The organism is Candidatus Skiveiella danica (assembly GCF_022705245.1).
GTDB classification, from domain to species: domain Bacteria; phylum Pseudomonadota; class Gammaproteobacteria; order Burkholderiales; family Burkholderiaceae_C; genus Skiveiella; species Skiveiella danica.
Map to the genome: position 1 here is coordinate 1 of NZ_JAKJEW010000002.1, position 23,565 is coordinate 23,565.

Annotated in this window: 24 protein-coding genes, 1 pseudogene and 1 riboswitch; of the genes and pseudogenes, 16 read left to right on the forward strand and 9 right to left on the reverse strand. The window is 62.0% G+C overall.

Features of this window, described 5'->3' with window-relative positions; all coding sequences use genetic code 11:
- Both ACMUOY_RS01185 and ACMUOY_RS01190 read right to left on the reverse strand, forming a co-directional pair.
- Window positions 1-360 (reverse strand): response regulator (locus ACMUOY_RS01185; protein ID WP_413890245.1); only part of this gene is annotated, 360 nt, incomplete at its 3' end.
- A 100-nt stretch (window positions 361-460) separates the two neighbouring features.
- Window positions 461-934, reverse strand: a complete 474-nt coding sequence (locus ACMUOY_RS01190; protein ID WP_413890247.1) for a MarR family winged helix-turn-helix transcriptional regulator — start codon at window positions 932-934, stop codon at window positions 461-463.
- A 141-nt stretch (window positions 935-1,075) separates the two neighbouring features.
- Between ACMUOY_RS01190 and recA the strand changes: the two genes are divergently transcribed.
- Together recA and recX are read left to right on the forward strand one after the other, a co-directional pair.
- Entirely contained in the window at window positions 1,076-2,137 is a 1,062-nt protein-coding gene (recA, locus tag ACMUOY_RS01195; RefSeq protein ID WP_413890249.1) for a recombinase RecA, read from the forward strand.
- A 90-nt stretch (window positions 2,138-2,227) separates the two neighbouring features.
- Window positions 2,228-2,683, forward strand: coding sequence for a regulatory protein RecX (recX, locus tag ACMUOY_RS01200; protein ID WP_413890251.1), 456 nt, complete (start codon window positions 2,228-2,230; stop codon window positions 2,681-2,683).
- A gap of 150 nt (window positions 2,684-2,833) precedes the next feature.
- On the opposite strand, the gene argC is transcribed toward recX, so the two are convergent.
- On the reverse strand, window positions 2,834-3,757 hold the full coding sequence (argC, locus tag ACMUOY_RS01205; RefSeq protein WP_413890253.1) for an N-acetyl-gamma-glutamyl-phosphate reductase: 924 nt from the start codon (window positions 3,755-3,757) through the stop codon (window positions 2,834-2,836).
- A 192-nt stretch (window positions 3,758-3,949) separates the two neighbouring features.
- Between argC and sucC the strand changes: the two genes are divergently transcribed.
- From sucC to ACMUOY_RS01240, 7 genes are all read left to right on the forward strand, one after another.
- Complete coding sequence (sucC, locus tag ACMUOY_RS01210) at window positions 3,950-5,110, forward strand: succinate--CoA ligase subunit beta (protein WP_413890255.1); 1,161 nt, start codon at window positions 3,950-3,952, stop codon at window positions 5,108-5,110.
- Window positions 5,111-5,125: 15 nt separating this feature from the next.
- Window positions 5,126-6,019, forward strand: coding sequence for a succinate--CoA ligase subunit alpha (gene sucD / locus ACMUOY_RS01215; protein ID WP_413890257.1), 894 nt, complete (start codon window positions 5,126-5,128; stop codon window positions 6,017-6,019).
- A 120-nt stretch (window positions 6,020-6,139) separates the two neighbouring features.
- Window positions 6,140-6,817 (forward strand): TerC family protein, encoded by a 678-nt coding sequence (locus ACMUOY_RS01220; protein WP_413890259.1) that lies wholly within the window; start codon window positions 6,140-6,142, stop codon window positions 6,815-6,817.
- Window positions 6,818-7,218: 401 nt separating this feature from the next.
- Window positions 7,219-8,004 carry a Stp1/IreP family PP2C-type Ser/Thr phosphatase gene (locus ACMUOY_RS01225; RefSeq protein WP_413890261.1) on the forward strand — a complete coding sequence of 262 codons (786 nt, stop codon included), beginning with the start codon at window positions 7,219-7,221 and terminating at the stop codon, window positions 8,002-8,004.
- Window positions 8,005-8,052: 48 nt separating this feature from the next.
- Entirely contained in the window at window positions 8,053-8,700 is a 648-nt protein-coding gene (locus ACMUOY_RS01230; protein WP_413890263.1) for an FHA domain-containing protein, read from the forward strand.
- A gap of 23 nt (window positions 8,701-8,723) precedes the next feature.
- On the forward strand, window positions 8,724-11,012 hold the full coding sequence (locus ACMUOY_RS01235; protein WP_413890265.1) for a CHASE2 domain-containing protein: 2,289 nt from the start codon (window positions 8,724-8,726) through the stop codon (window positions 11,010-11,012).
- 13 nt (window positions 11,013-11,025) lie between these two features.
- The gene (locus ACMUOY_RS01240) at window positions 11,026-11,817 is read left to right on the forward strand and encodes a 3',5'-cyclic-nucleotide phosphodiesterase (RefSeq protein ID WP_413890645.1); all 792 of its coding nucleotides are present in this window, start codon (window positions 11,026-11,028) and stop codon (window positions 11,815-11,817) included.
- 37 nt (window positions 11,818-11,854) lie between these two features.
- Here the strand turns inward: ACMUOY_RS01240 and ACMUOY_RS01245 are convergent.
- Together ACMUOY_RS01245 and ACMUOY_RS01250 are read right to left on the reverse strand one after the other, a co-directional pair.
- A pseudogene (locus ACMUOY_RS01245) lies at window positions 11,855-12,145 on the reverse strand (phosphoribosyltransferase family protein); the annotation flags it as partial.
- 127 nt (window positions 12,146-12,272) lie between these two features.
- Window positions 12,273-14,258: a cation:proton antiporter gene (locus tag ACMUOY_RS01250; protein ID WP_413890267.1), complete on the reverse strand. Its 1,986-nt coding sequence runs from the start codon at window positions 14,256-14,258 to the stop codon at window positions 12,273-12,275.
- Window positions 14,259-14,346: 88 nt separating this feature from the next.
- Between ACMUOY_RS01250 and ACMUOY_RS01255 the strand changes: the two genes are divergently transcribed.
- The 4 genes from ACMUOY_RS01255 to ACMUOY_RS01270 are packed head-to-tail and all read left to right on the forward strand — an operon-like array spanning window position 14,347 to window position 17,299.
- Window positions 14,347-15,324, forward strand: a complete 978-nt coding sequence (locus ACMUOY_RS01255; RefSeq protein ID WP_413890269.1) for a KpsF/GutQ family sugar-phosphate isomerase — start codon at window positions 14,347-14,349, stop codon at window positions 15,322-15,324.
- 2 nt (window positions 15,325-15,326) lie between these two features.
- Complete coding sequence (locus ACMUOY_RS01260; protein ID WP_413890271.1) at window positions 15,327-15,890, forward strand: KdsC family phosphatase; 564 nt, start codon at window positions 15,327-15,329, stop codon at window positions 15,888-15,890.
- Between the two features lie 11 nt (window positions 15,891-15,901).
- Window positions 15,902-16,507: an LPS export ABC transporter periplasmic protein LptC gene (gene lptC, locus ACMUOY_RS01265; protein WP_413890273.1), complete on the forward strand. Its 606-nt coding sequence runs from the start codon at window positions 15,902-15,904 to the stop codon at window positions 16,505-16,507.
- Window positions 16,508-17,299, forward strand: a complete 792-nt coding sequence (locus ACMUOY_RS01270; protein WP_413890275.1) for an SDR family oxidoreductase — start codon at window positions 16,508-16,510, stop codon at window positions 17,297-17,299.
- A gap of 79 nt (window positions 17,300-17,378) precedes the next feature.
- On the opposite strand, the gene ACMUOY_RS01275 is transcribed toward ACMUOY_RS01270, so the two are convergent.
- From ACMUOY_RS01275 to ACMUOY_RS01285, 3 genes are all read right to left on the reverse strand, one after another.
- On the reverse strand, window positions 17,379-17,879 hold the full coding sequence (locus ACMUOY_RS01275) for an RNA recognition motif domain-containing protein (protein WP_413890277.1): 501 nt from the start codon (window positions 17,877-17,879) through the stop codon (window positions 17,379-17,381).
- A gap of 283 nt (window positions 17,880-18,162) precedes the next feature.
- The gene (locus ACMUOY_RS01280; protein ID WP_413890279.1) at window positions 18,163-18,561 is read right to left on the reverse strand and encodes an RNA recognition motif domain-containing protein; all 399 of its coding nucleotides are present in this window, start codon (window positions 18,559-18,561) and stop codon (window positions 18,163-18,165) included.
- Window positions 18,562-18,816: 255 nt separating this feature from the next.
- Window positions 18,817-20,019, reverse strand: coding sequence for an ammonium transporter (locus ACMUOY_RS01285; protein ID WP_413890281.1), 1,203 nt, complete (start codon window positions 20,017-20,019; stop codon window positions 18,817-18,819).
- Window positions 20,020-20,140: 121 nt separating this feature from the next.
- Window positions 20,141-20,355: riboswitch (yybP-ykoY riboswitch) on the forward strand.
- On the opposite strand from ACMUOY_RS01285, the gene ACMUOY_RS01290 reads away from it, so the two are divergent.
- The 3 genes from ACMUOY_RS01290 (at window position 20,356) to metW (ending at window position 22,831) form a co-directional block, all read left to right on the forward strand.
- Window positions 20,356-20,922: a TMEM165/GDT1 family protein gene (locus ACMUOY_RS01290; protein ID WP_413890283.1), complete on the forward strand. Its 567-nt coding sequence runs from the start codon at window positions 20,356-20,358 to the stop codon at window positions 20,920-20,922.
- 185 nt (window positions 20,923-21,107) lie between these two features.
- On the forward strand, window positions 21,108-22,250 hold the full coding sequence (gene metX / locus ACMUOY_RS01295) for a homoserine O-succinyltransferase MetX (RefSeq protein ID WP_413890285.1): 1,143 nt from the start codon (window positions 21,108-21,110) through the stop codon (window positions 22,248-22,250).
- Window positions 22,247-22,831 (forward strand): methionine biosynthesis protein MetW, encoded by a 585-nt coding sequence (gene metW, locus ACMUOY_RS01300; protein WP_413890287.1) that lies wholly within the window; start codon window positions 22,247-22,249, stop codon window positions 22,829-22,831. Before metX ends, metW begins: the two co-directional genes overlap by 4 nt.
- Before the next feature lie 11 nt (window positions 22,832-22,842).
- Here the strand turns inward: metW and ACMUOY_RS01305 are convergent, their stop codons facing one another.
- On the reverse strand, window positions 22,843-23,535 hold the full coding sequence (locus ACMUOY_RS01305) for a transglutaminase-like domain-containing protein (protein WP_413890289.1): 693 nt from the start codon (window positions 23,533-23,535) through the stop codon (window positions 22,843-22,845).
- Window positions 23,536-23,565: the final 30 nt, after the last annotated feature.

Below are 23,565 nucleotides of genomic sequence, written 5' to 3' on the forward strand. Positions count from 1 at the left end.
TCCTCGACGCACCAGGGCACGCACGCGGGCTTCGAGCTCCTGCAGGCTGAAGGGCTTGGCCATATAGTCGTCGGCGCCGTAATCCAGGCCTTTGACCCGCTCTTCCACACTGTCGGCCGCAGTCAGGATCAGCACCGGCAGCTTGGAGCCACGGCTGCGCAGCTTCTTCAGCACTTCCAGCCCGTGCATGCGTGGCAGGCCCAGGTCGAGGATGAGCAGGTCGAACTCGGTATTGGTCATCAGCGCCGCGTCGGCCTGGGACCCATCGGCCACATGGTCCACCGCGGCGCCTGAGGCTCTCAGCGTTCGCAGCAGGCCGTCGGCCAGCACCTGGTCATCTTCGGCAATCAGAATCCGCATGCCTGTCTCCTTCGTTGTTGGGGCGCGTGCCTCGCGCGTGGGGCAAATTCTAGGCCGATGCAGGCGCCGGGTGCGTGCGCATCGACGCTTGAAGGCGTTTTCAGCTGGCGTAGGCCTCCAGGCCGAGGGCCACGACCGTGGCCACCTCGTCACCGACGGCGGAGCGAAACTCCCGCTCGGCCTGATTCACGGCCTCGCGAAACGCTGCGAGCCAGGCCAGACCTACCGGGGTGAAGCAGACCTGTCGCGCACGGGCATCCCGCGGATCGGGCTCCCGGATGACCAGGCCCCAGGCCTCGCACTGATCGACCAGATTGCCCATGGCCTGCTTGCTCATGCCGGCCGCGCGGGCCAAGTCGGTCAGGCGGGAACCTTCGACGGCCAGGTGGCGGGTGATGTGGATGTGCGCGGCACCGACCTGACCGCGAGCCGCCAGGTGGGACAGCCCCAGTGGCACGTTGACGTTGGAGGCCATGAGAACCAGCACGCGCTCGTCAAACCGACGCATCGCCAGCCCCAGCAGACGACCCAGGTGGGTCTGGCGCCAGCCGCCTGACAGATCTTCAATCATCATGTCCAAATAGTAAAGCAAACTGACTTAAATAGTTGTTTACTTCTTTTAATCGGCTGCGTTAAAGTACTGTTCAAGCATCCAGCCTGTCTTAAACCACAGATGTAAAAGCAGGCCAACCGATTGATTCACCAGGAGATTTTCATGGACGCACTTGTCAAGACCCCGACCGCCCCGAACGCCGCCGCAGCCGCCGAAAAAGCCAAAGCCCTGCAGGTGGCCCTGGCCCAGATCGAGAAACAGTTCGGCAAGGGCACGATCATGCGCCTGGGTGAAGGCGAGGTGATCGAAGACATCCAGGTCGTCTCCACGGGCTCGCTCGGCCTGGACATTGCCCTGGGCGTCGGTGGCCTGCCGCGCGGTCGCGTCGTCGAGATCTACGGCCCGGAATCGTCCGGCAAGACGACGCTGACACTGCAGGTGATTGCGGAGATGCAGAAACTGGGCGGCACCTGCGCCTTCGTCGACGCCGAACATGCGCTGGACATCCAGTACGCGCAGAAGCTGGGGGTGAACCTGCAGGACCTGCTGATTTCCCAGCCCGATACCGGCGAGCAGGCGCTGGAAATCGTGGACAGCCTGGTGCGCTCGGGAGCGGTGGATCTGATCGTGGTCGATTCGGTCGCGGCGCTCACGCCCAAGGCCGAACTGGAGGGCGAAATGGGCGACTCCCTGCCCGGCCTGCAGGCCCGCCTGATGAGCCAGGCGCTGCGCAAGCTCACCGCCCATATCAAGAAAACCAACTGCACGGTGATTTTCATCAACCAGATTCGCATGAAGATCGGCGTGATGTTCGGCAGCCCCGAGACCACCACGGGCGGCAACGCGCTGAAGTTCTACGCCTCGGTGCGCCTGGACATCCGCCGTACCGGCACCATCAAGAAGGGCGATGACGCCATCGGCAACGAGACCAAGGTTAAGGTCGTGAAGAACAAGGTCGCCCCCCCGTTCAAGACCGCCGAGTTCGACATCCTGTTCGGCGAAGGCATCAGCCGCCACGGCGAGATCATCGACATGGGGGTGAATGCCCGCATCATCGAGAAGTCAGGGGCCTGGTATGCCTACAACGGCGAGAAGATCGGACAGGGCCGCGACAACGCGCGCGAATTCCTGCGCGAAAACGAGGCCCTTGCGCACGAGATCGAGAACAAGGTGCGTGAATCGCTGGGCATTCCGCTGCTGCCGGAGGCCGCAAGTAACGCCTGAGCCGGTTTCAACCCGGATTTCGATCCCGGCAGGCTAGATCCCATCGTCCAGTCGTCATAGTTTGCTTCTCTTTTTGCAGTTGGCGCTTGCATGAACCCGTCCACACCTTCGCTCAAGGGGCGCGCGCTCAGGCTTCTGGCCGCACGGGAGCACTCACGAACCGAGCTCGAGCGAAAGCTCCGCGCCTTCGAGGAGACGCCCGGCGAGTTGGTCCGTGTGCTTGATGAACTGCAGGCCAAAGGCTTCGTCGACGAGCAGCGGGTGATCGAGTCGGTCGTACACCGCCGCGCAGGTCGGCTGGGGGCGTCGCGCATCCGCCACGAGTTGCAGGCCAAAGGGCTGGATGCACAAAGTGTGCAGGAGGCGGTTGCACTGCTGCAAGGGACGGAACTGGAGCGAGCGCGGGCAGTGTGGCGCAAGAAGTTCCACGAACCTGCATCGGATGCGGCAAGCCGGGCCAAACAGATGCGTTTCCTGGCGTCCCGGGGCTTTGGCGCCGAGGCGATCCGCCGGGTCGTCACTGGAGCTGATGACGACGAGAGCTGAGCAGCCCAAGGAGCACAAGGCCTCACCGGAGCGGGAATCTCACTCTTTCTGGGCTATTCCCAGCGCCGGATGGTTGTAGGTTGCTATCATTCTTGTTAACAAATTCAGGCCGGATTGCACAGCCGCTTTCGCTCCGCAGGCCAGCGAGTTCTACAGGCCGAGCATCAGTCTCATGTTTTGCACGGCCGCACCGCTGGCACCCTTGCCGAGGTTGTCGAGCCGGGCGATCAGCACAGCATGGTGGTACTCGTCGTTTCCGAAGACCCGCAGTTCCATCTTGTTGGTGTCGTTCAGCGCCAACGCATCGAGCTTGCCGCTCTCGGGCGCCGGCTCGACGCTGACCCAGCGCTCAGGCGTATTGCTGGCCGCGTAGTGCCTGGCCAGCGCGCCATGCAGGTCGGCCACCTCCGGCTTGCCCGGCAGCAGGTCCAGGTGCATGGGCAGCTGCACCAGCATGCCTTGGCGAAAATTGCCCACGGAGGGCACGAACACCGGGCGGCGCGTCAGGCCCGTGTAGCGCATGATCTCAGGCAGGTGCTTGTGCTTGAGGCCCAGGGCATAGGCCTCAAACAGCGGCGCCTCGCCTTTTTCATAGGCCTCGATCATGGTTCGGCCCCCGCCGGAATACCCGCTCACCGCCGGCAGCGCCAGCGGAAAGTCGCGCGGAATCAGTCCCGCATCCACCAGCGGGCGGATCAGCGCGATGGCGCCGGTGGCATAGCAGCCGGGGTTGGCCACGCGGGTGGCGGCCGCCACGGCCTCGCGCTGGCCGGCGGCCAGTTCAGGAAAACCGAACACCCAGTCCGGCGCTGTGCGGTGGGCGGTGGAGGCATCGATGATCTTGGGTTTGCGGCCGGGCAGGCTGTCAATCATGGCCACGGATTCGATCGCCGCCTCATCGTGGAGGCACAGAATCACCAGGTCCACTTGCGCCATCAGGTCACGCTTGGCCTGCGGGTCCTTGCGCAACTCCGGCGCAATACTGATCACCTGCACCTGTGGCATCTGTTGCAGCCGCTCGCGAATCTGCAAGCCCGTCGTGCCGGCTTCGCCGTCGATGAATACCTTGGCCATGGCGCGACCCACTCCTCGTCAGTTTCAGTTCAGATGCCTGTTCATATAATTATGCATTATGCAAACAGGGCGCAAGCCAGTAATTGGTGCACTGCAGCATGATACAGTTCCAAGTTGCCCTATCCAGCGGTCGCGACCCGGTTGGTTGCCGGGATCGACGGATCCTATTCATCCACTCCTGAGAGAGCCCTCATGAAGATTCACGAGTACCAAGGCAAGGAAATCTTGCGCAAATTTGGTGTGCCGGTGCCGCGTGGCATTGCGGCCTTCACGGTGCAGGAGGCGGTGGAAGCCGCCCAGAAACTCGGCGGCCCGGTGTGGGTGGTCAAGGCGCAGATTCACGCGGGTGGCCGCGGCAAGGGCGGCGGCGTCAAGGTGGCCAAGTCCATCGACGACGTCAAGCGTCTGGCCGGCGACATCCTGGGCATGCAGCTCAAGACGCACCAGACCGGTCCCGAAGGGCAGAAGGTGCGTCGCCTCTACATTGAAGACGGCGCCGACATCAAGAAGGAATACTACGTCTCGATCGTCACCGACCGTGCGACCCAGAAGGTGGCCGTGATCGCCTCCAGCGAAGGTGGCATGGACATCGAGGAAGTCGCGCACAGCACGCCCGAGAAGATCATCACCGAGCTGGTCGACCCTCTGACCGGTCTGGGCGCCGAACAAGCGCTCAAGATCGCCCAAGCCGTCGGCCTCACCGGTGCTTCGGCCGCGCAGGCCGCCGACGTGCTGCAGAAGCTGTACACCTGCTACATGGATACCGATGCGTCGCTGGTGGAAATCAACCCGCTGAACTGCGACAGCAAGGGCAACATCATGGCCCTGGACTCGAAGTTCAACTTCGATGCCAACGCCTTGTTCCGCCACCCCGAGATCGTGGCCCTGCGCGATCTGGACGAGGAAGACCCAGCTGAAGTCGAGGCATCCAAGTTCGACCTGGCCTACATCAGCCTGGATGGCAACATCGGCTGTCTGGTCAACGGCGCCGGCTTGGCCATGGCCACCATGGACACCATCAAGTTGTTCGGCGGCGAGCCGGCCAACTTCCTGGATGTGGGCGGCGGCGCCACCGCCGAGAAGGTGACTGAAGCCTTCAAGATCATGCTGAAGAACAAGAACGTCAAGGGCATTTTGGTCAACATCTTCGGCGGCATCATGAAGTGCGACACCATCGCCAGCGGCGTTATCAGCGCCTGCAAGGCAGTGAACCTGTCCGTGCCGCTGGTGGTGCGCATGAAGGGCACCAACGAGGAACTGGGCAAGAAGCTGCTGGCCGAGTCCGGCCTGCCCATCATCGCTGCAGACACCATGGCCGAAGCCGCGACCAAGATCGTCGCTGCGGTCAAGTAAGCCCGGAGAACAGACATGTCGATCTACATCAACAAAAACACCAAAGTCATCACCCAGGGCATCACGGGCAAGACCGGCCAGTTCCACACCGAGAAGTGCCAGGAATACGCCAACGGCAAGAACTGCTTCGTCGCCGGCGTGAACCCGAAGAAGGCCGGTGAGTCGATCTTCAACATCCCGATCTACGCCTCCGTCAAGGAAGCCGCGCAGCAGACCGGCGCCACCGTGTCCGTGATCTACGTGCCTCCTGCGGGCGCTGCTGCCGCCATCTGGGAAGCGGTGGAAGCCGACCTGGACCTGGCCATCTGCATCACCGAAGGCATTCCGGTGCGCGACATGCTCGAAGTGCGCAACAAGATGAAGGCCAAGGAAGCCGCCGGCGGCAAGAAGACGCTGCTGCTCGGCCCGAACTGCCCCGGCATCATCACACCAGACGAAATCAAGATCGGCATCATGCCCGGCCACATCCACCGCAAGGGCCGCATCGGCGTGGTCAGCCGCTCGGGCACGCTGACCTATGAAGCCGTGGCCATGCTGACCGAAGTGGGCCTGGGCCAGTCGACCGCCGTGGGCATCGGGGGCGACCCGATCAATGGCCTGAAGCATATCGACGTGATGCAGGCCTTCAACGACGATCCGGACACTGATGCCGTCATCATGATCGGCGAAATCGGCGGCCCCGACGAAGCCGAAGCGGCCCGCTGGTGCAAGGCCAACATGAAGAAGCCGATCGTGGGCTTCATCGCCGGCGTGACCGCCCCCGCTGGCAAGCGCATGGGCCATGCCGGTGCGTTGATCTCCGGTGGTGCCGACACGGCCGATGCCAAGCTGGCCATCATGGAAGAGTGCGGCTTCATCGTCACGCGCAATCCGTCCGAACTGGGCAAGCTGCTCAAGGCTCAGCTCTAAGCATTATTACGGACCCGGCGGGGCATATGGCCCCGCTACACTTGGGCGAGAGAGCCCATGAGAAGCGCTCCCAACGGCTGTTGCGGGCGCTTCTTTCATTCATGACACTGGAGCGCCGCGATGGAATTGCTGCAAAGTACCGACTTCTGGATCGGCCTGATCAAGATCATCTGGATCAACATCATCCTTTCCGGCGACAACGCGGTGGTGATTGCACTGGCGGCCCGATCGCTGCCACCGGCGCAGCAGAAAAAGGCGATTCTGTTCGGATCCGGGGCTGCGGTGGTGCTGCGAATTGCGCTCACCGTGGTGGCCGCCAAGTTGCTGGAACTCTCGTATTTGCAGATCATTGGCGGCATGCTGCTGCTGTGGATCGGTGTGCAATTGCTGGGCGACGAGGAAGATGGCGAAAGTGAAGGCAAGGAGTACGGCAGCCTGATGGGGGCCGTGCGCACCATCCTGATTGCCGATCTGGTCATGAGCCTGGACAACGTGATCGCCGTCGCCGCAGCGGCAAAAGGCAGCACGACACTGCTGATCCTCGGCCTGGCCATCAGCATTCCATTGGTCATCTTCGGCAGTACCTTGATGATCAAGCTGATGGACCGCTTTCCGATCATCATCACGCTGGGCGCGGCCTTGATAGGCTGGGTCGGAGGCGAAACCATTGCCAGCGATGTAGCCCTGAAGGGATTCGCGGCCACCTACCCCTGGATTCACTATGCAGCCGCAGCGGCCGGCGCCATTCTCGTGGTTGCGGTCGGCAAGTACCTGAGCACCCGCTCGGCAGGCAAATAGCGCCAGGAGAAATTCGCCCCGGCACGGACCGGGGCGGCGCCCGGTCAATGACGCAAGGGGCCAGTCTGTTGAATAGTACCGGACGGCCTTGACAAGCAGTCCCCATGTGCATTGCGATTGCTCGACCGCCCGTCAACTGTTGCAGGCGAAATCCCGACCCGCATGGACGGTTCCGTTGTGCCGTCAACCTGTCAGATCCATGCCGTCAGGCTGTTTGGCAACCCCGTCGTGGGGCTTCGGCGAATCAGCCTGCCCCGGTACGCGGCGGCCACGTGCACTTGAAGAGATCCATGAGTTGGAAAATGTCGAAGGCAATCGGCGCGACAATACGCGCATCCAGCCGCTTTTTTGCATGGAGCCACCCAACTCGCAACCACGCGCCCTGAAACCCGGATTGCACGATGAATTACGAATATGCAGCGTTGACCGACACCGGGCGCACGCGGGTGAACAACGAAGACTCCGTGGCCGTCGATCCGGCAACCGGTCTGGCGGTGCTCGCCGATGGCATGGGCGGCTACAACGCGGGTGAGGTCGCCAGTGGGATGGCGACGTCCTTCATCACCACGGAACTCGGGCGCTGGCTGTCCCAGGCCGAAGGACGTGTCCTGCCAAGAGATATCAAGCGGGCCATGGAAATATGCGTCGAGAACGCCAACACTTCCATCTTCAATTCGGCCTGCAGCAATCCGGACTACTCGGGGATGGGAACCACGCTGGTGGTCGGGGCCTTTCTGGGTCCACGTCTGTTCCTGGGCCATATCGGCGACTCGAGATGTTACCGGTGGCGCAACCACACGCTGGTGCAGATTACAAGGGACCATTCGTTGCTGCAGGAACAGTTGGACGCCGGACTGATCACCGCCGAGCAGGCCGCCGTGTCGCCCAACCGCAACCTTGTCACCCGCGCGCTGGGTGTCGAGGCATCGGTGATGCTTGAGGTCAACGAGTTCAAGGTGGAGGCTGGCGACGTCTACGTGATGTGCTCCGACGGCTTGAGCGACATGGTGAGTGATGCCGCCATCGCCGCCGAGTTTTCACGCAGCCACACGCTGGACGCTTTGGCCGAAAACCTGATTCATATCGCCAATGATGCGGGCGGGCGGGATAATGTTTCCGTTCTGCTGGTCAAAGCGAGCCAAAGTATCAAAAATCGCGGCCTCTTCGACCGTTTGCTGGGAAAATAGCGTGTTGGACCGTTTGCGTTGGAACAAGTCAAGGAACAGGAGTCGGCCATGCCGAAAGTGATCGTATCGATCGACGGTGTTGTCATCAAGGAAGTGCAGTTGACCAAGGACCGCACCACGCTGGGTCGGCGCCCTTACAACGATATCGTGATCGACAATCTCGCCGTCAGCGGCGAACATGCCGTCATCCAGATCATCGATGGAGAAGCCGTGCTGGAGGACCTCAACAGCACGAACGGCACGTACATCAACGGCAAGGCGGTGAAGAAGCAGTCATTGCAGAACAATGACACCATTGAAATCGGCAAGTACAAGATTCGCTTTCAGTCCGATCAAGCTGGCGCCGGGTTCGACAAGACCATGGTTGTGAAGCCCGCGTCTTCGGCGAGCGGCGGCCCGGGCGCCAGCATGCCGGTGCCGTTGGAGTCCGCATCCGGACAGGCCGCCATCCGCGTGCTCAGCGGCGCTGCTGCGGGGCGTGAAGTGGCCCTGGTCAAAGTCGTCACGACGATCGGCAAGCCCGGCATTGCGGTGGCTGCCATCACCAAGCGACCCAATGGGTTCGTCGTGGCGCACGTTGATGGCGCGGAAAGCCCCACCGTCAATGGCGCCCCCATCCAGACCGACCCGGTCGCCCTGAAGAACGGCGATCTGCTGGAACTGGCGGGAATCCAGATGCAGTTTGTGCAAGCCTGATCGCTGAGCCCAAGACGGTGGCCATGGACACGGCCTCCCATCTTGGAAGACGGATTGTTTCGATGACTCGCTACGGGCTACGGGTGACCGTGGGTCTGGTGCCCGTTCTATTTGCCATCCTGCATGCCACCGGCATCCTCAACCTGGGACTGGCACAGCGACTGGACGACATGATCTACGACGCGCGATTGCGCGCGACCATGCCCCGAACGCTTGACGAGCGCATCGTGATCGTCGATATCGATGAAAAAAGCCTTGCCGAGGTCGGTCGCTGGCCCTGGCCACGAGACAAGATGGCCGCTTTGGCGGATGAAGTATTCGACCGCCAGAGGGCCGTTCTGGCGGGCTTTGACGTGGTCTTTGCCGAACCGGACGAAAGCTCGGGACTTCGGCAACTGCGAAAGATGGCGCAAGACGAGTTGCGCAGCGAAGCGGGTTTTGTCGAAAAGGTCCGCCGGATGGACGCCCGTCTGGATCACGACGACTTGTTTGCCCGGTCGCTGCAAGGGCGCCCTGTCGTGCTGGGCTATTACTTCACCAGTGACCGGGACGGTCGCAATACAGGGGTTCTGCCAGAACCGGTCATAGCGCAAGGCCGTCTTCCGCGGGAACAGACCCGCATCACCGTCTGGAATGGGTTTGGCTCCAATATCCCTGCTCTGGCCAAGGCCGCTCCACAAGCCGGCTTTTTCAATGCGATTGCCGAACCGGATGGCGTGGTCCGCTCGACGCCTTTGATTGCAGAATACCAAGGCCGCTTCTACGAATCTCTCGGCTTGGCCATGTTCCGTCAACTCACGGGATTCCCAGCAGTTGAGCCCGGCCATCCGCCCGGCGTACCCCTTTTCGGTCCCGTTCCAGGCATTGAAAGCATTGTCCTGAAACAGGACGGACGAAGCCTGGCCATACCGGTTGACAACCGCGTTGCCGCGCTCGTGCCCTTTCGGGGATCCGGTGGCCCCAAGGGTGGCTCCTACGCCTACCACTCGGCGTCAGACGTCCTCCTGGGTCGGCTGCCGCCCGGGCTACTCAGCGGCAAGATCGTGCTGTTTGGGACCACGGCGCCCGGTTTGCTGGATCTGCGGGCAACCCCTATCAATGAAGCCTACCCCGGCGTGGAAATCCACGCCAACATGATCTCCGGACTGCTCGACGACAAGTTGCTGGTCAAGCCGGACTATGCCGAAGGCTTCGAACTGGTGTTGCTGCTCTTCGCCGGCATCACACTGGCCTTCGGCCTGCCCGCGCTGTCCGCCACCCGCGCCGTCGCCCTGAGCGGCGTGGTCATCGGTGTCGTACTTGCCCTGAATTTCTGGCTGTACCTCACCTATGGCCTCGTGTTGCCCATGGCCTCCGCCCTCATGATGGCGGTCTCTTTGTTTGGCCTGAACATGAGCTACGGCTATTTCGTGGAGAGCCGTTCGAAGCGCGAACTGGCCCATCTCTTCGGAAACTATGTGCCTCCAGAGCTGGTGGACGAAATGCTCAAGGATCCCGATCGTTACACCATGCAGGCCGCCGCACGTGAGCTCACGGTCATGTTCTGCGACATGCGCGGTTTTACCCGCCTGTCCGAACAGATGGACCCCGTTCATTTGCAAAGGCTTCTGAACACGATCTTCAGCCGCCTCACGCGCATCATCCGCGCGCAACGCGGAACAGTCGACAAGTACATGGGTGACTGCATCATGGCCTTCTGGGGCGCACCGGTGGAATCTGAACAACACGCCGCACAGGCCGTCCGCGCAGCTTTGACGATGTCCAGGGAAATCATCGCGATCAACCGGGAACGAGAAGTCGAAGGACAACCCCCTATCGCCATCGGGATCGGGCTGCACACCGGACTCATGTGCGTCGGGGACATGGGCTCGGATATTCGCCGCAGCTATACGGTCATCGGAGACGCGGTCAATCTGGGCTCCCGCCTGGAGGGACTGACCAAGACCTATGGCGTTCCGATCATTGCCAGCCAGGCAACGCGCGACCAGGCCATTGGTTTTCACTGGCAGGAACTGGACAGGGTTCGCGTCAAGGGCCGCGATCAGGCGGTCACGATCTATCGCCCCCTGTCGCCCATCGCGTTAGTCGAAACTGATGGCGCCATCCACGCATCGCCCGAAGAAGCCTGGGACGGCCTGCTGCGCAGCTACCGCGCCCAGGACTGGCCAGCGTGCGAATTCGCTCTGGCGAACCTGCTTTTTATCGAACCCGACAATGTCCTTTACCATCTGTATGCTCAACGGGTTGCGTCGCGCAAGCGGCTGCCGTCAGACCCGGGTTGGGATGGGACAACCAATGTTGAAACCAAATGAACCGGGGATTTCGATGCGAATTAGGGTGCTAGGTTGTTCCGGCGCAATCGCCAAGGACTGCCGGACCACGTCCTTCCTGATTGACGGGGACACCTTGATCGACGCCGGCACCGGTGTTGGCGACCTGTCCCTGGACGAGATGCGCAAGATCGAGCACGTCTTCCTGACACACTCCCACCTGGACCACGTCGCGGCGCTCCCGTTGATGGTGGACACCGTCGGTGCAACAAGGGCGCAACCCCTGCATATTCATGCACTGCCTGGGACGATCAGCGCCCTCAAGGCGCATATTTTCAACAACGTCATCTGGCCCGACTTCAGCGAGATCCCATCAAGGGAAAATCCATTTATCCGCTTTCACGAAATCGCCATCGGGCAATTCTTGCCTGCCAGTCAAAAGCTCATCGAGGTTCTTCCTGCGGTGCACACCGTCCCGGCCGCTGGCTTCGCGGTCTCAGCGGGCCGCGGTTGCTGGGTATTCTCGGGCGACACGGAGCGAAACCCGGCCTTCTGGAAACGGTTGAACCAGCTCGACGTCGCCATGCTGGTCATCGAAACCGCCTTCAGCAATCGCGAAAGTGAACTGGCACGCCGCAGTCTCCATCTGTCACCGCAGGTCCTGGCCTCGGAACTCGAGAACATCAAGGTCGCCCGAAGTTTTCCAATCTACATCACCCACACCAAGCCGGCCGAGACGGAATTGATCATGGCCGAAATTCAGAGATTCGACCAGAGCGAACCGCTGAGGCGACATGTTTCGCACGACATCCACTGGTTGCGTGCTGGCCAGGTATTCGAGATCTGATGGCCCGCAAGATGTCGGAGGTATGCGAGAGGGATCTCTAGCCGCCCTCGAAATCAACCAGCGTAAACAGGGAAAGCCCGGGTTCGCGCAGACGGGTGGAGCCGCCGAGTTCGGGCAGATCCACAATGGCCGCGCCCTCGGAGACAATCGCGCCCAACCGTTCCAGCAACCGGCGCCCCGCCATCATGGTGCCGCCGGTGGCGATCAAATCGTCAATCAGCACCACCTTGTTGCCGGGACTCACAGCGTCGGTGTGCAATTCCACCGTAGCGCTTCCATATTCCAGTTCATGGGTTTCGGCGACAGTATCGAACGCCAGTTGGATCTTGCACGTTGCGTCCTTGAATTGGGCAAACCATGATTCTGCCCCGGAGCCCGTCCAACGCTCCGTTTGCCGTGTGCGAGCGGCACGTGGTTGTACGTTTCAAGCCGGCTTTTCGATATGCCTGGATCCGCTAGCCGCGCAAAATGGCGCTTTCGGCCAGTGCCAAGGCCTCGGCTTTGCCCGAAAGCACCAGCGTGTCGCCTCCCTCTAGCATCACCGAATCGCTGACAGCCACAGCTTTCCCGTCCGCACGCCGCAGGCTGACGACCCGGACCCCCTTGGCATGAAACGCCAGCTGGTCCAGAGATCTGCCAACCGACGCGGCCCCAATTGGTAGTGTCAAAGTCGCCAGGCGCTCCTGTTCATGCTCGTCAGCGGTACTGTCGTCGGCACCATGGAAGTACCCGCGCAACAGGTTGTAGCGCGCATCGCGTTGCTCCTGCACGATGCGGATCACCCGTCGCATCGGCACTCCGATGAGCGCCAGCGCATGACTGGCCAGCATCAACGACCCTTCGATGGCTTCCGGCACCACTTCTGCCGCACCGCTGGACTGGAGTTTCTCCAGGTCGCGATCATCCTGCGTGCGCACGATCACCGGAACCTGGGGCGCATGGGCACGGGTGTGCGCCAGCACCTTCATGGCGCCTCCAACGTCAATGTAGGTCACGACCACCGCACTGGCCCGCGCCAGACCGGCTGCGATCAGCGCCTGCAACCTCGCCGCATCGCCAAACACAACCGAATCACCGGCCGCAGCCGCCTGGCGCACACGATCCGGGTCGAGATCGAGGGCCATATAGGGAATGCCCTCCTGGTCCAGGATGCGGGCCAGGTTCTGCCCACAACGTCCATAGCCACAGATGATCACATGCTTGTTCGCATTGATGGACTTGCGGGCAATCGTCGTCATCTGCAAGGACTGCTGCAGCCACTCACTGGAAACCAGCTTCATCACGATTCGGTTGCTGTACATGACGATGAACGGCGTCGCCAGCATGGACAACACCATTGCCGCCAGAATCGGATTGAAGAGCTCAGGAGGAACCAGTGCGTTTTTTGAGCTGAGTGTCAGCAGCACAAAACCGAACTCCCCCGCCTGTGCGAGGTACAGGCCCGTGCGCAAAGCCACACCGGCGCTTGCGCCCAGCGCTTTGGACAAAGCGGCCACCAGGCAGAGCTTGAACAGCACCGGCAACAACAGCAGAAGCATGACCAGTGGCCAGCGATCCAGAACCAGCCGCCAATCCAGCATCATCCCAATCGCAATGAAGAACAGGCCCAGCAACACATCGTGAAACGGCCGGATATCGGTTTCAACCTGCTGTTTGTATTCCGTTTCCGAGATGAGCATCCCGGCAATAAAGGCGCCCAGCGCAAGGCTGAGACCCGCCAGTTCCGTCAGCCAGGCCAGGCCCAGCGTGATCAGGAGCAGGTTCAATACAAATAGTTCTTCGCTTTTGCGGCGCGCAACGAGCGTGAGCCACCAACGCATCACACGCTGGCCACCCACCAGAAGCACGACAACCAGCATGACCGCCTTGACCGCCGCGAGCGCCAGTTCTGAAAAAAGCTTTTCCGGCGTCGATCCGAGAGCCGGAATGAGAACGAGCAAGGGGACGACCGCCAAATCCTGGAACAACAGAACGCCCATGACCCGCTTGCCGTGCTCCGAATCGAGCTCCAGTCGCTCGGACATCAATTTCACGACAATCGCCGTGCTGCTCATGGCCATGGCACCGGACAGCGCCAGGGCGGTGCGCCATTCCATCGTCCACAGCGAGGGCGCGGTTACGGTCAGGAACACGGATCCGAGAGTGACCACGATGATGGTCATCCCGACCTGGAAAAGCCCCAGCCCGAAGACATGCCGCCGCATCGCCCGCAATTTCGGCAGGTTGAACTCGAGGCCGATGACGAACATCAGGAACACCACACCAAACTCACCCAAATGCCGGATGTCGTCGGCGTTCCTGGCCAATGCCAGCGCATGAGGCCCGATCAGCACCCCCACCGCAAGATAGCCCAGCATGGGCGGCAGTTTGAGCGAGCGGCAGGCCACCACGCCCAACACCGCGGCAAGCAGGTACAACAGCGTGAGTTCCAGTGAGGTCATGCCCCGATGCTAGCAAGTGACGGACCGGTGCACCGCGGCGCCATGCCTGCACCATGTGGCGTAAAAGGCACGCCGATAGAATCGGTCCATGACATTTGAACCTGCCCAGGCCATCCGGCTGGCCCACGAGACCCTGGATATCGAGGCTGCGGCACTCTCGGGCCTGAAGGCACGACTGAACGAGGGGTTTTCACAGGCTGTGCGCATGATGCTGGACGTGCGCGGGCGTGTGGTGGTCATGGGCATGGGCAAGAGCGGCCATATTGGGCGAAAGATCGCAGCCACATTGGCCTCGACCGGTACACCGGCCCTGTTCGTCCATCCTGCTGAAGCCAGTCATGGCGATCTCGGCATGATCAAGGCGGTGGACTTGGTTCTGGCGATTTCAAACAGTGGCGAGAGCGAAGAACTGACCGCGATCCTGCCGGTTTTGAAGCGCCTGGGCGTTCCCCTCATCGCGATCACCGGCGGAATCGACTCGACGCTGGCGCGACACGCGAACGTCACGATCGACAGCACTGTCGATCGGGAAGCCTGCCCGCTCAACCTGGCCCCAACGGCAAGCACCACGGCACAACTGGCGCTGGGCGATGCGTTGGCTGTGGCGCTTCTTGATGCGCGGGGATTCAGAGCCGAGGATTTTGCCCGCTCCCATCCCGGTGGCGCGCTCGGGCGACGCTTGCTGACCCATGTCAGCGACGTCATGCGGCGCGGCGAAGACCTTCCCCGCGTTGGCCCTTCGACGGCATTCACCGGACTGATGCGGGAGATGAGCGCGAAAGGCCTCGGGGCCTCGGCTGTCGTAGACGAGGCCGGCACAGTGCTGGGCATCTTCACGGACGGTGACCTGCGGCGGCTGGTTGAAAAAGGTGTCGACCTGCGGGCGGCAACAGCGGGCGAGGTCATGCACCCCCAACCGTTGACCATTCGCGAGGACGCTCTCGCGGCGGAGGCGGCCGCCCTGATGGAAAGGCATCGCATCACAAGCGTGCTGGTGGTCGACGCCGAGGGGCGACTCTGCGGCGCCGTCAACAGCAACGACCTCATGCGCGCCAAGGTAATCTGAACATGCGAACCATTTCACCCGCACTGCACTTTGCGCCGGAGTTGTTGCTGGCGGCTCAAGGCATTCGCGTCGCTTTCTTCGATGTGGACGGCGTCCTCACGGATGGTGGGCTGTACTTCTCCGAGCACGGCGAATCGCTGAAGCGCTTCAGCACGCTGGATGGGCACGGCCTGAAACTGCTCAAAATGGCCGGCATCACGCCTGCCGTCATCACCGGCCGGGATTCCAGGCCCTTACGGATGCGGCTTGAGGCGCTTGGCATCGGCCACGTCAGCTTTGGCACCGAAGACAAGAAGCCTGCGGCGCAGGCCATCCTCGATGAACTGGGTGTCGGCTGGGAAGCTGCGGCAGCCATGGGGGACGACTGGCCGGACCTTTCGGTGATGCAGTGCTGCGCCTTTGCCAGCGCCCCCGCTGGCGCCCATGCCCAAGCCCGAGCGTTGGCGCATTACGTCACGAGGGCTGCAGGCGGTTTTGGTGCCGCGCGGGAATTCTGTGACCTGCTTCTGGTGGCCGGGGGACACTATGCCACCCTGCTTGAGCAGGCAACCGGGCATACGCGATGAAGAGACCGTCAGTGCGCCTCTTCTGGGATCGGCTGAGCATCTATCTGCCGATCTTGCTCATGAGCCTGTTTGCGATGGCCACCTTCTGGCTCGTCCGCAGCACACCGGCCGTGATTGAGGCGACGGCGGGCAAGCCGCTGAAGCATGAAGCGGACTATTTCCTGCGGAATTTCTCGATCAAGGCGTTCGACGTGCAAGGCAAGCTCAAGAGCGAGGTGGTTGGTCGGGAGGCTCGGCACTATCCGGACACCGACACGCTCGAGATTGAACAGGTCAACATGCGCACAGTTGGCGAGAACGGCCTACCGACCGTTGCGACGGCCCGTCGGGCAATTTCCGATGCGACCGGCGACGATGTCCAGTTGTTCGGCAATGTCCAGGTGTCACGCCAGTTGCCTGCTGGAACGTCGGCTAAATCCCGTGAGCCGGTTGAATACCGCAGTGAGTACCTGCACGTGAAATCCGACGCCGGAAAGGTGATGACACACCTTCCCGTCGTCATCTCCCAAGGCGAAGACCGTTTCAGCGGCAACGCCATGACCTATGACGACCATGCGTCTGTCATTGAACTGACTGGTCAGGTCCGAAGCGTGCTTACTCCCCGCAAGGCCCCCTGAATGCAACAAGACACCCCGACCCAACTGGCCCTCATCACCGGCGCCTCCAGTGGTATCGGTCAGGCACTGGCGGCCCGCTACTATGCGGCCGGCTACTGCCTGGCCTTGATCGCCCGTCGCACTTCAGAGACAAAATCATGGGCAACCCAGCACGGAATGGACACGGATCGCTTTCAAGTTTATAGCGGTGACGTTGCGATCGTGGATAGCATCGTGGCCGCCTGCCAGGCCTGTCTGGAGCAACAGGGCTTGCCCGACGTGGTCGTCGCCAATGCGGGCATCAGCTTAGGCGTGGACACTGCTGTGCGCACTGATCTTGAGGTGATGAGCCGAGTCTTCGCGACCAACAACATCGGCATGGCCGCGACCTTTCACCCCTTCGTCCAAGGCATGAGGGACCGGGGCAGCGGCAAGCTGGTGGGAATCGGCAGCGTGGCAGGGATCCGTGGACTGCCAGGACATGGCGCCTATTGCGCCAGCAAGGCCGCGGTGATTGCATATTGCGAAAGCCTGCGCGGGGAATTGCGCGGCGCGGGCGTGAAAGTCGTCACGATTTGTCCCGGGTACATCGACACGCCGCTGACAAGCAAGAACCGGTACTCCATGCCGTTCCTGATGCAACCCGAGGCGTTTGCTGCCCAGGCGTTCGCCGCCATCGAGGCCGGTGTGAGTTACCGCGTGATCCCCTGGCAAATGGGTCTTGTGGCAAAAGTGCTGCGTCTCCTGCCGAACAGCCTGTTTGATCGTTTCTTTGCCGGACGCCCGCGAAAGCATCGGCAGGTTGCTGAATGAGCGCCGGGCGGGCACCCGTGTTCGCTCGTCAAAGGAAAAGGCCCCAACGGGGCCTTCTTCTTTTCTTCTTGGGGTGCGGTCAATAGCTGTCACCGTACCCACCGCCACCGGAACGCCCGCCACCACCGGAACGGCCGCCACCGCGCGGGCCTGAACCGTAGGGGCTGCGGAATCCACCATCGTTGCCACCACCATAGCCGCCGCCATCACGACGCCCGCCTCCGGCATCGCCATCACGGCGACCGCCACCGTACCCGCCGCCACCGCCGCCACCACCGCCGTAACCACCGCCGCCGCCATAGCCGCCCCCGCCACTGCGTGGCGGACGAGGCTCCATGGGCCTGGCCTCATTGACAACCACACTCCTGCCGCCCAGCGGTTGGCCGTTCATGCCATTGATCGCCGCCTGCGCCTCCGCATCACTGCCCATTTCGACAAAGCCAAAGCCTTTGGAGCGGCCGGTATCACGCTCCATCATGACTTTGGCGCTGGTGACGGCCCCGAACTGGCTGAACGCCTGTTCGAGATCGTTGTCACGCACAGAATATGGCAGGTTGCCAACGTAGAGTTTGTTGCCCATGAACGGGACTCCTAAAAACACATGAAAAAAGCGAAGTGGCCCTTCCGTGCTCCACACGCCAGAACAACATCGGAAGAGTGGAAACGGGGCCGTTTCATCGCTACGGCAAGTGGCCAGAACGAACCAGCGCTCATAAATTATGGCTCAGACGCACGTGATTCATGCAAGTGTTTTTCCGGACAGAGCCCTTCAAACGGACGCTGCGGCCGAAAAAAAAGGCCCCTGAGGGGCCTTTTTGTTGGTTTGCGGAGACTTTCTGTTGAAGACCGCGCAAGCGCAGTGCTTAGTAGCCGCCGCTACGACCACCGCCGTAACCGCCACCGCCACCACCGCCATAACCACCACCGCCGCCGCTACGGCCACCGCCGTAACCACCGCCGCCGCCACCACCACCACCGTAGCCGCCGCCACCGCCGCTACGGGGGGGACGCGGCTCCATCGGGCGCGCTTCGTTGACCACCAGATCACGACCGCCCATGTTCTGGCCGTTCATGCCTTTGATCGCCGCTTGGGCTTCGGCATCGCTGCCCATTTCGACAAAGCCAAACCCCTTGGAGCGACCGGTATCGCGCTCCATCATGACTTTGGCGCTGGAGACGTTACCGAACTGGCTGAAAGCCTGTTGCATGTCTTCGTCACGGAAGGAATAGGGCAGATTGCCCACGTACAGTTTGTTGCCCATGAAGGACTCCTCAAGATACTCAAAAAACGCGATGGAGTCCGCTAACGCAATCAACAAACCAGTGAAGAATTCTCAAGACGCGAAACTGACCGAAACACCGCAAACTCGCACCACCAATTTGGTGATGCCGGCCCATTATGCGCCACAAACAACAAATATGCCACCACGGTGCTCGAACGGCGCAAATCAGCGTTGGCGTTTGGCGCGGCCGCCGGGCCGCTTCCTTTGGTCCCAGACATACCCCTGGCGCCTGAATTACCAGCTGACTTCCCGGTCAGGGGTGGCGCTGATCTTATGGATGGTCATGTCTGCACCGTCGTATTCCTCTTCCTGGCTCAGACGCAAGCCCAGGGTCGCCTTGAGCGCCCCGTAGACCACGAAGCCGCTGAGCAAGGCCCAGATCACGCCCATGGCTGTTCCGAGGAACTGTGCCCCGAAGCTGACGCCGCCCAGTCCTCCGAAGGCCTTCGCACCAAAAATTCCGGCCGCGACACCGCCCCACGCCCCGCACAGACCATGCAAGGGCCAGACACCAAGCACATCGTCAATCTTCCATTTGTTCTGCGTCAGAGTGAACATCACAACAAACAAGGTTCCCGCCACCGCGCCGACCACGAGCGCGCCCAACGGGTGCATCAGATCGGAGCCGGCGCAGACCGCCACCAGGCCCGCCAGTGGGCCGTTATGGACGAAACCAGGGTCGTTCTTGCCGGCTATCAATGCGGCCAAGGTGCCCCCGACCATCGCCATGAGCGAGTTCACCGCCACCAGGCCGGATATCTTGTCCAGCGTCTGGGCGCTCATGACGTTGAAGCCGAACCAGCCCACCGTCAGAACCCAGGCGCCCAAGGCCAGGAAAGGAATGTTGGACGGCGGATGCGCGGAAACGGCACCGTCCTTGCGGTAGCGATTGCTGCGAGCGCCCAGCAGGATCACAGCCGGCAGTGCGATCCACCCGCCAACGGCATGCACAACGATCGAGCCCGCGAAATCATGGAATTCCTCACCCGTTACCGACTTGATCCAGGCCTGCACGCCGAAATGCTGGTTCCAGGCGATGCCCTCGAAGAACGGGTAGACGAAGCCGACGATGACCGCGGTAGCCAGCAGCTGCGGCCAGAACTTGGCGCGTTCGGCAATGCCGCCCGAAATGATGGCGGGAATGGCCGCCGCGAACGTCAGCAGGAAGAAGAACTTGACCAGTTCATAGCCATTCTTGGCCGCCAGTTGCTCGGCGCCAATGAAGAAGCTGGCGCCATACGCCACCGCATAGCCCACGAGGAAATACATCACCGTCGAGACTGAAAAATCGACAAGAATTTTGACGAGCGCGTTGACCTGGTTCTTCTTGCGAACCGTCCCGAGCTCAAGAAAGGCAAAACCCGCGTGCATGGCCAGGACCATGACGGCGCCCAGCAGAATGAACAAGGTATCCGCGCCCTGTTTGAGTGCTTCCATACTTTCCTCTTTGGATAAATGAACTGTTTTGGTGCTTTTTTTGCCGAATCACCGACACCGCACCAAAACAAAGCAAAAACCGCGCCAATTACGGGCGATCGGCTTCGCTTCGACTCATTTACAATCTGGCCTGTCATTGGGGAGTAGCCTCCCTTCAAAAATGAAAGGGGCTTGCGTCAACAGACTTGTCACGCCGACGGCGGGCATGGCGCAAGCGGTTTTCTGACTTGGCGAGACCTTTGACTGCACAGCCTCCACGTCCCTTTCATGGGGTCGGGCCGGAGATGCGGTGCAGTCACAGGTTTTGTGCAACAGTCGGCCCGCCCCCCAAAATCCATGGAAGCTTTTCTCGTCTCCACAGGTATCGTCGCCCTCGCCGAAATGGGCGACAAGACCCAACTGCTCTCGCTCGTTCTGGCCGCGCGTTTTCGCAAGCCCTGGCCCATCGTTGCAGGCATCCTGGTGGCCACCTTGGCCAACCATGCGCTGGCCGGCGCACTCGGCACCTGGGTGACGACCTTGCTTGGCCCGGATGTGCTGCGCTGGGTTCTCGGGGTCTCCTTCCTGGCCATGGCCGCCTGGATGTTGATTCCCGACCAACTGGACGAGGGCGATGACGATGGCAAGGCCCCCCGACTGGGCATCTTCGGCACCACGGTGCTGGCTTTCTTCCTGGCCGAAATGGGCGACAAGACACAAATCGCCACCGTCATGCTCGCAGCCCAATACCAAGCCTGGATCTGGGTCGTGGCCGGGACCACGCTCGGCATGATGCTGGCCAACGCCCCGGTCGTCTGGTTCGGCGAGCGAATCACCCGGATGCTGCCGATCCGGGTTGTGCATATGGTCTCCGCCGGCGTCTTCTGCGTGTTGGGCATATTGGCTCTGCTCGGCTGGGGCTGAGCCAGCCAATGGCGGCGCGGCGACCTCCGGCGATGCTTCGCGCTCCTTGGATTTATACTCACTGCCAGCGCCGATTTGCTCCAGCTTGCGGGCGCCGGGACCGTGGTGTTCCGAAAACCAGCTAAAGAGGGAATCCGCAACCCGGTTCCGCCTCTTTGGCGTCACCGGGTTTTTTTGTTTTGAATATGTTCGTCTCGCCACAGTCGATGAAGTTCGAGGCCGCTCTGCACTTGCAGAGCGGGGCGTCGATCCGCGACTACAACCTGGCCTACGAGACCTACGGCACCCTCAATGCCGATCGCTCCAACGCGGTGCTGATCTGCCATGCGCTGAATGCGTCGCACCATGTGGCCGGCGTCTACGCCGGCCAGGACAAGTCCGAGGGCTGGTGGGACAACATGATCGGGCCGGGCAAGCCGGTGGACACCCACCGCTTCTTTGTCATCGGCGTCAACAACCTGGGCTCCTGTTTCGGCTCGACCGGCCCGATGGACACGAACCCCGACACCGGCCGCGTATACGGCGCCGACTTTCCCGTAGTGACGGTCGAAGACTGGGTCAACGCGCAAGCGCGCCTGCTCGATGCGCTCGGCATCACCCAGCTGGCGGCCGTCATGGGGGGCAGCCTGGGCGGCATGCAGGCCCTGTCCTGGACCCTGCAATATCCCCAGAGGGTGCGCCACGCCGTGGTGATTGCCAGCGCGCCCAACCTCACCGCCGAGAACATCGCCTTCAACGAAGTGGCGCGCCGCGCCATCGTGACCGACCCCGACTTTCACGGCGGCCACTTCTACGAACAAGGCGTGTTGCCCAAACGAGGGCTGCGCATCGCGCGCATGGTGGGCCATATCACCTACCTGAGCGACGATGTGATGAACGAGAAGTTCGGCCGCGAACTGCGCGAGGCCGTGACGGACAGTGTCTCCGGATACCGGTATTCGACCCAGGACGTCGAGTTCCAGATCGAGAGCTATCTGCGTTACCAGGGCGACAAGTTCAGCGAGTACTTCGACGCCAACACCTACCTGCTGATCACGCGCGCCCTGGACTATTTCGACCCGGCCCGCACCCATGGCGGGGACCTCAGCGCCGCACTGGCTGCAGCGACCTGCAAGTTCCTGCTGGTGAGTTTCACCACCGACTGGCGCTTCAGCCCCAAGCGCAGCCGCGAGATCGTCAAGGCCCTCGTCGACAACCGGCGCGACGTGAGCTACGCCGAAATCGATGCGCCGCACGGACACGACGCCTTTTTGCTGGACGACGCGCGCTACATGGCAGTGATTCGCTCCTATTTCGATCGCGTCGCCGGGGGAGAAGCTGCATCATGAGCGACGCCCTGATCCAGCAATCCATTGCCCGGCTCGTGCCCCAAGGCTCAAGAGTTCTCGACCTCGGTTGCGGCGACGGGGCGCTGCTGGACCTTCTGCAGCGCGAGCGCGGCTGCAGTGGCTATGGCATCGAGCTGGACGATGTCAACGTCCACGCCTGCGTGCGGCGCGGCGTGAATGTGATCCAGCTCAACCTGGACGAGGGCCTGACGATGTTCGGCGACCAGTCGTTTGACGTGGTGCTGCAGATCGACACCCTGCAGCACCTGCGCAACGCCGAGGTCATGCTGCGAGAAACCGCGCGCGTGGGTCGCCTGGGCATCGTCGCCTTCCCCAACTTCGCGCACTGGCCGAACCGCCTGAGCGTGCTGCGCGGGCGCATGCCAGTGACCCGGCGCCTGCCCTACCAGTGGTACGACACGCCCAACATCCGGGTCGGCACCCATGCCGATTTTGCCGATCTGGCTGGAAAAAATTCGCTGCGGGTGCTCGACGCCTTCGGCCTGCAGGAAGGCCGCGAGGTGCGTTTTCTGCCCAACTTGCGCGCTGGCACGGCGGTGTTCAAGTTCGAGCGCGGCTGATCCACAAACGCTCAGGCCCGCTTCGGACCGGCATCCACTTCAAGCGCCACGTCGGCCAGGAAATCGCCGGCCCGCAGCCCGCCCTTCCCGGTTTCGGAACCCAGCGTCCCGCCATACACCTCCTTGAACGAAGCCAGGATCTGGTCCAGCGGCAGGTCGTCAAAGCTGCCGCGCTGATGCACGTACTCCATGTGCCGGTGGCCCGACAGATCGAACGGGTGGTAGATCGAGTCGTGCACGCCATCGAACTCCAGCGGCAGCAGACCGAAGCGCTGACACAGTTCCAGGTTGAAGGCCGGCGTCGCCTTGCGCCAGGCGCCGTCGATCCAGATGTCGGTGTAGCCGTGCCAGACGAACAGGTCGGTCTTCATGGTCACGCGCATGCGCTCGGTCGAGAGGTGATTGCGCACGTCCGCAAAGCCCAGGCGCGCCGGGATGCCCGCAGCCCGGCAGGCCGCCGCCAGCAGCGTGGCCTTCGGCACGCACCAGCCATAGCCATTGGACAGCACGGTGCTGCCCTTCATGCCGACGGGCGACAGGTCGATGCGATACGGGTCGTAGCGAAAGCCGTCGCGCACCGCGTAAACCAGCGCCACGGCGCGATCGCGATCGCTGGTGCCGCGGGCGTGTTCCGCGGCAAAGGCCTGAACGGCCGAGTGGTCGCTGTCGATGAAGGCCGTGGGGCGCAGGTTATCCGAGGTCATGACGGCATGATCCCAGAAATTGCACCAGGC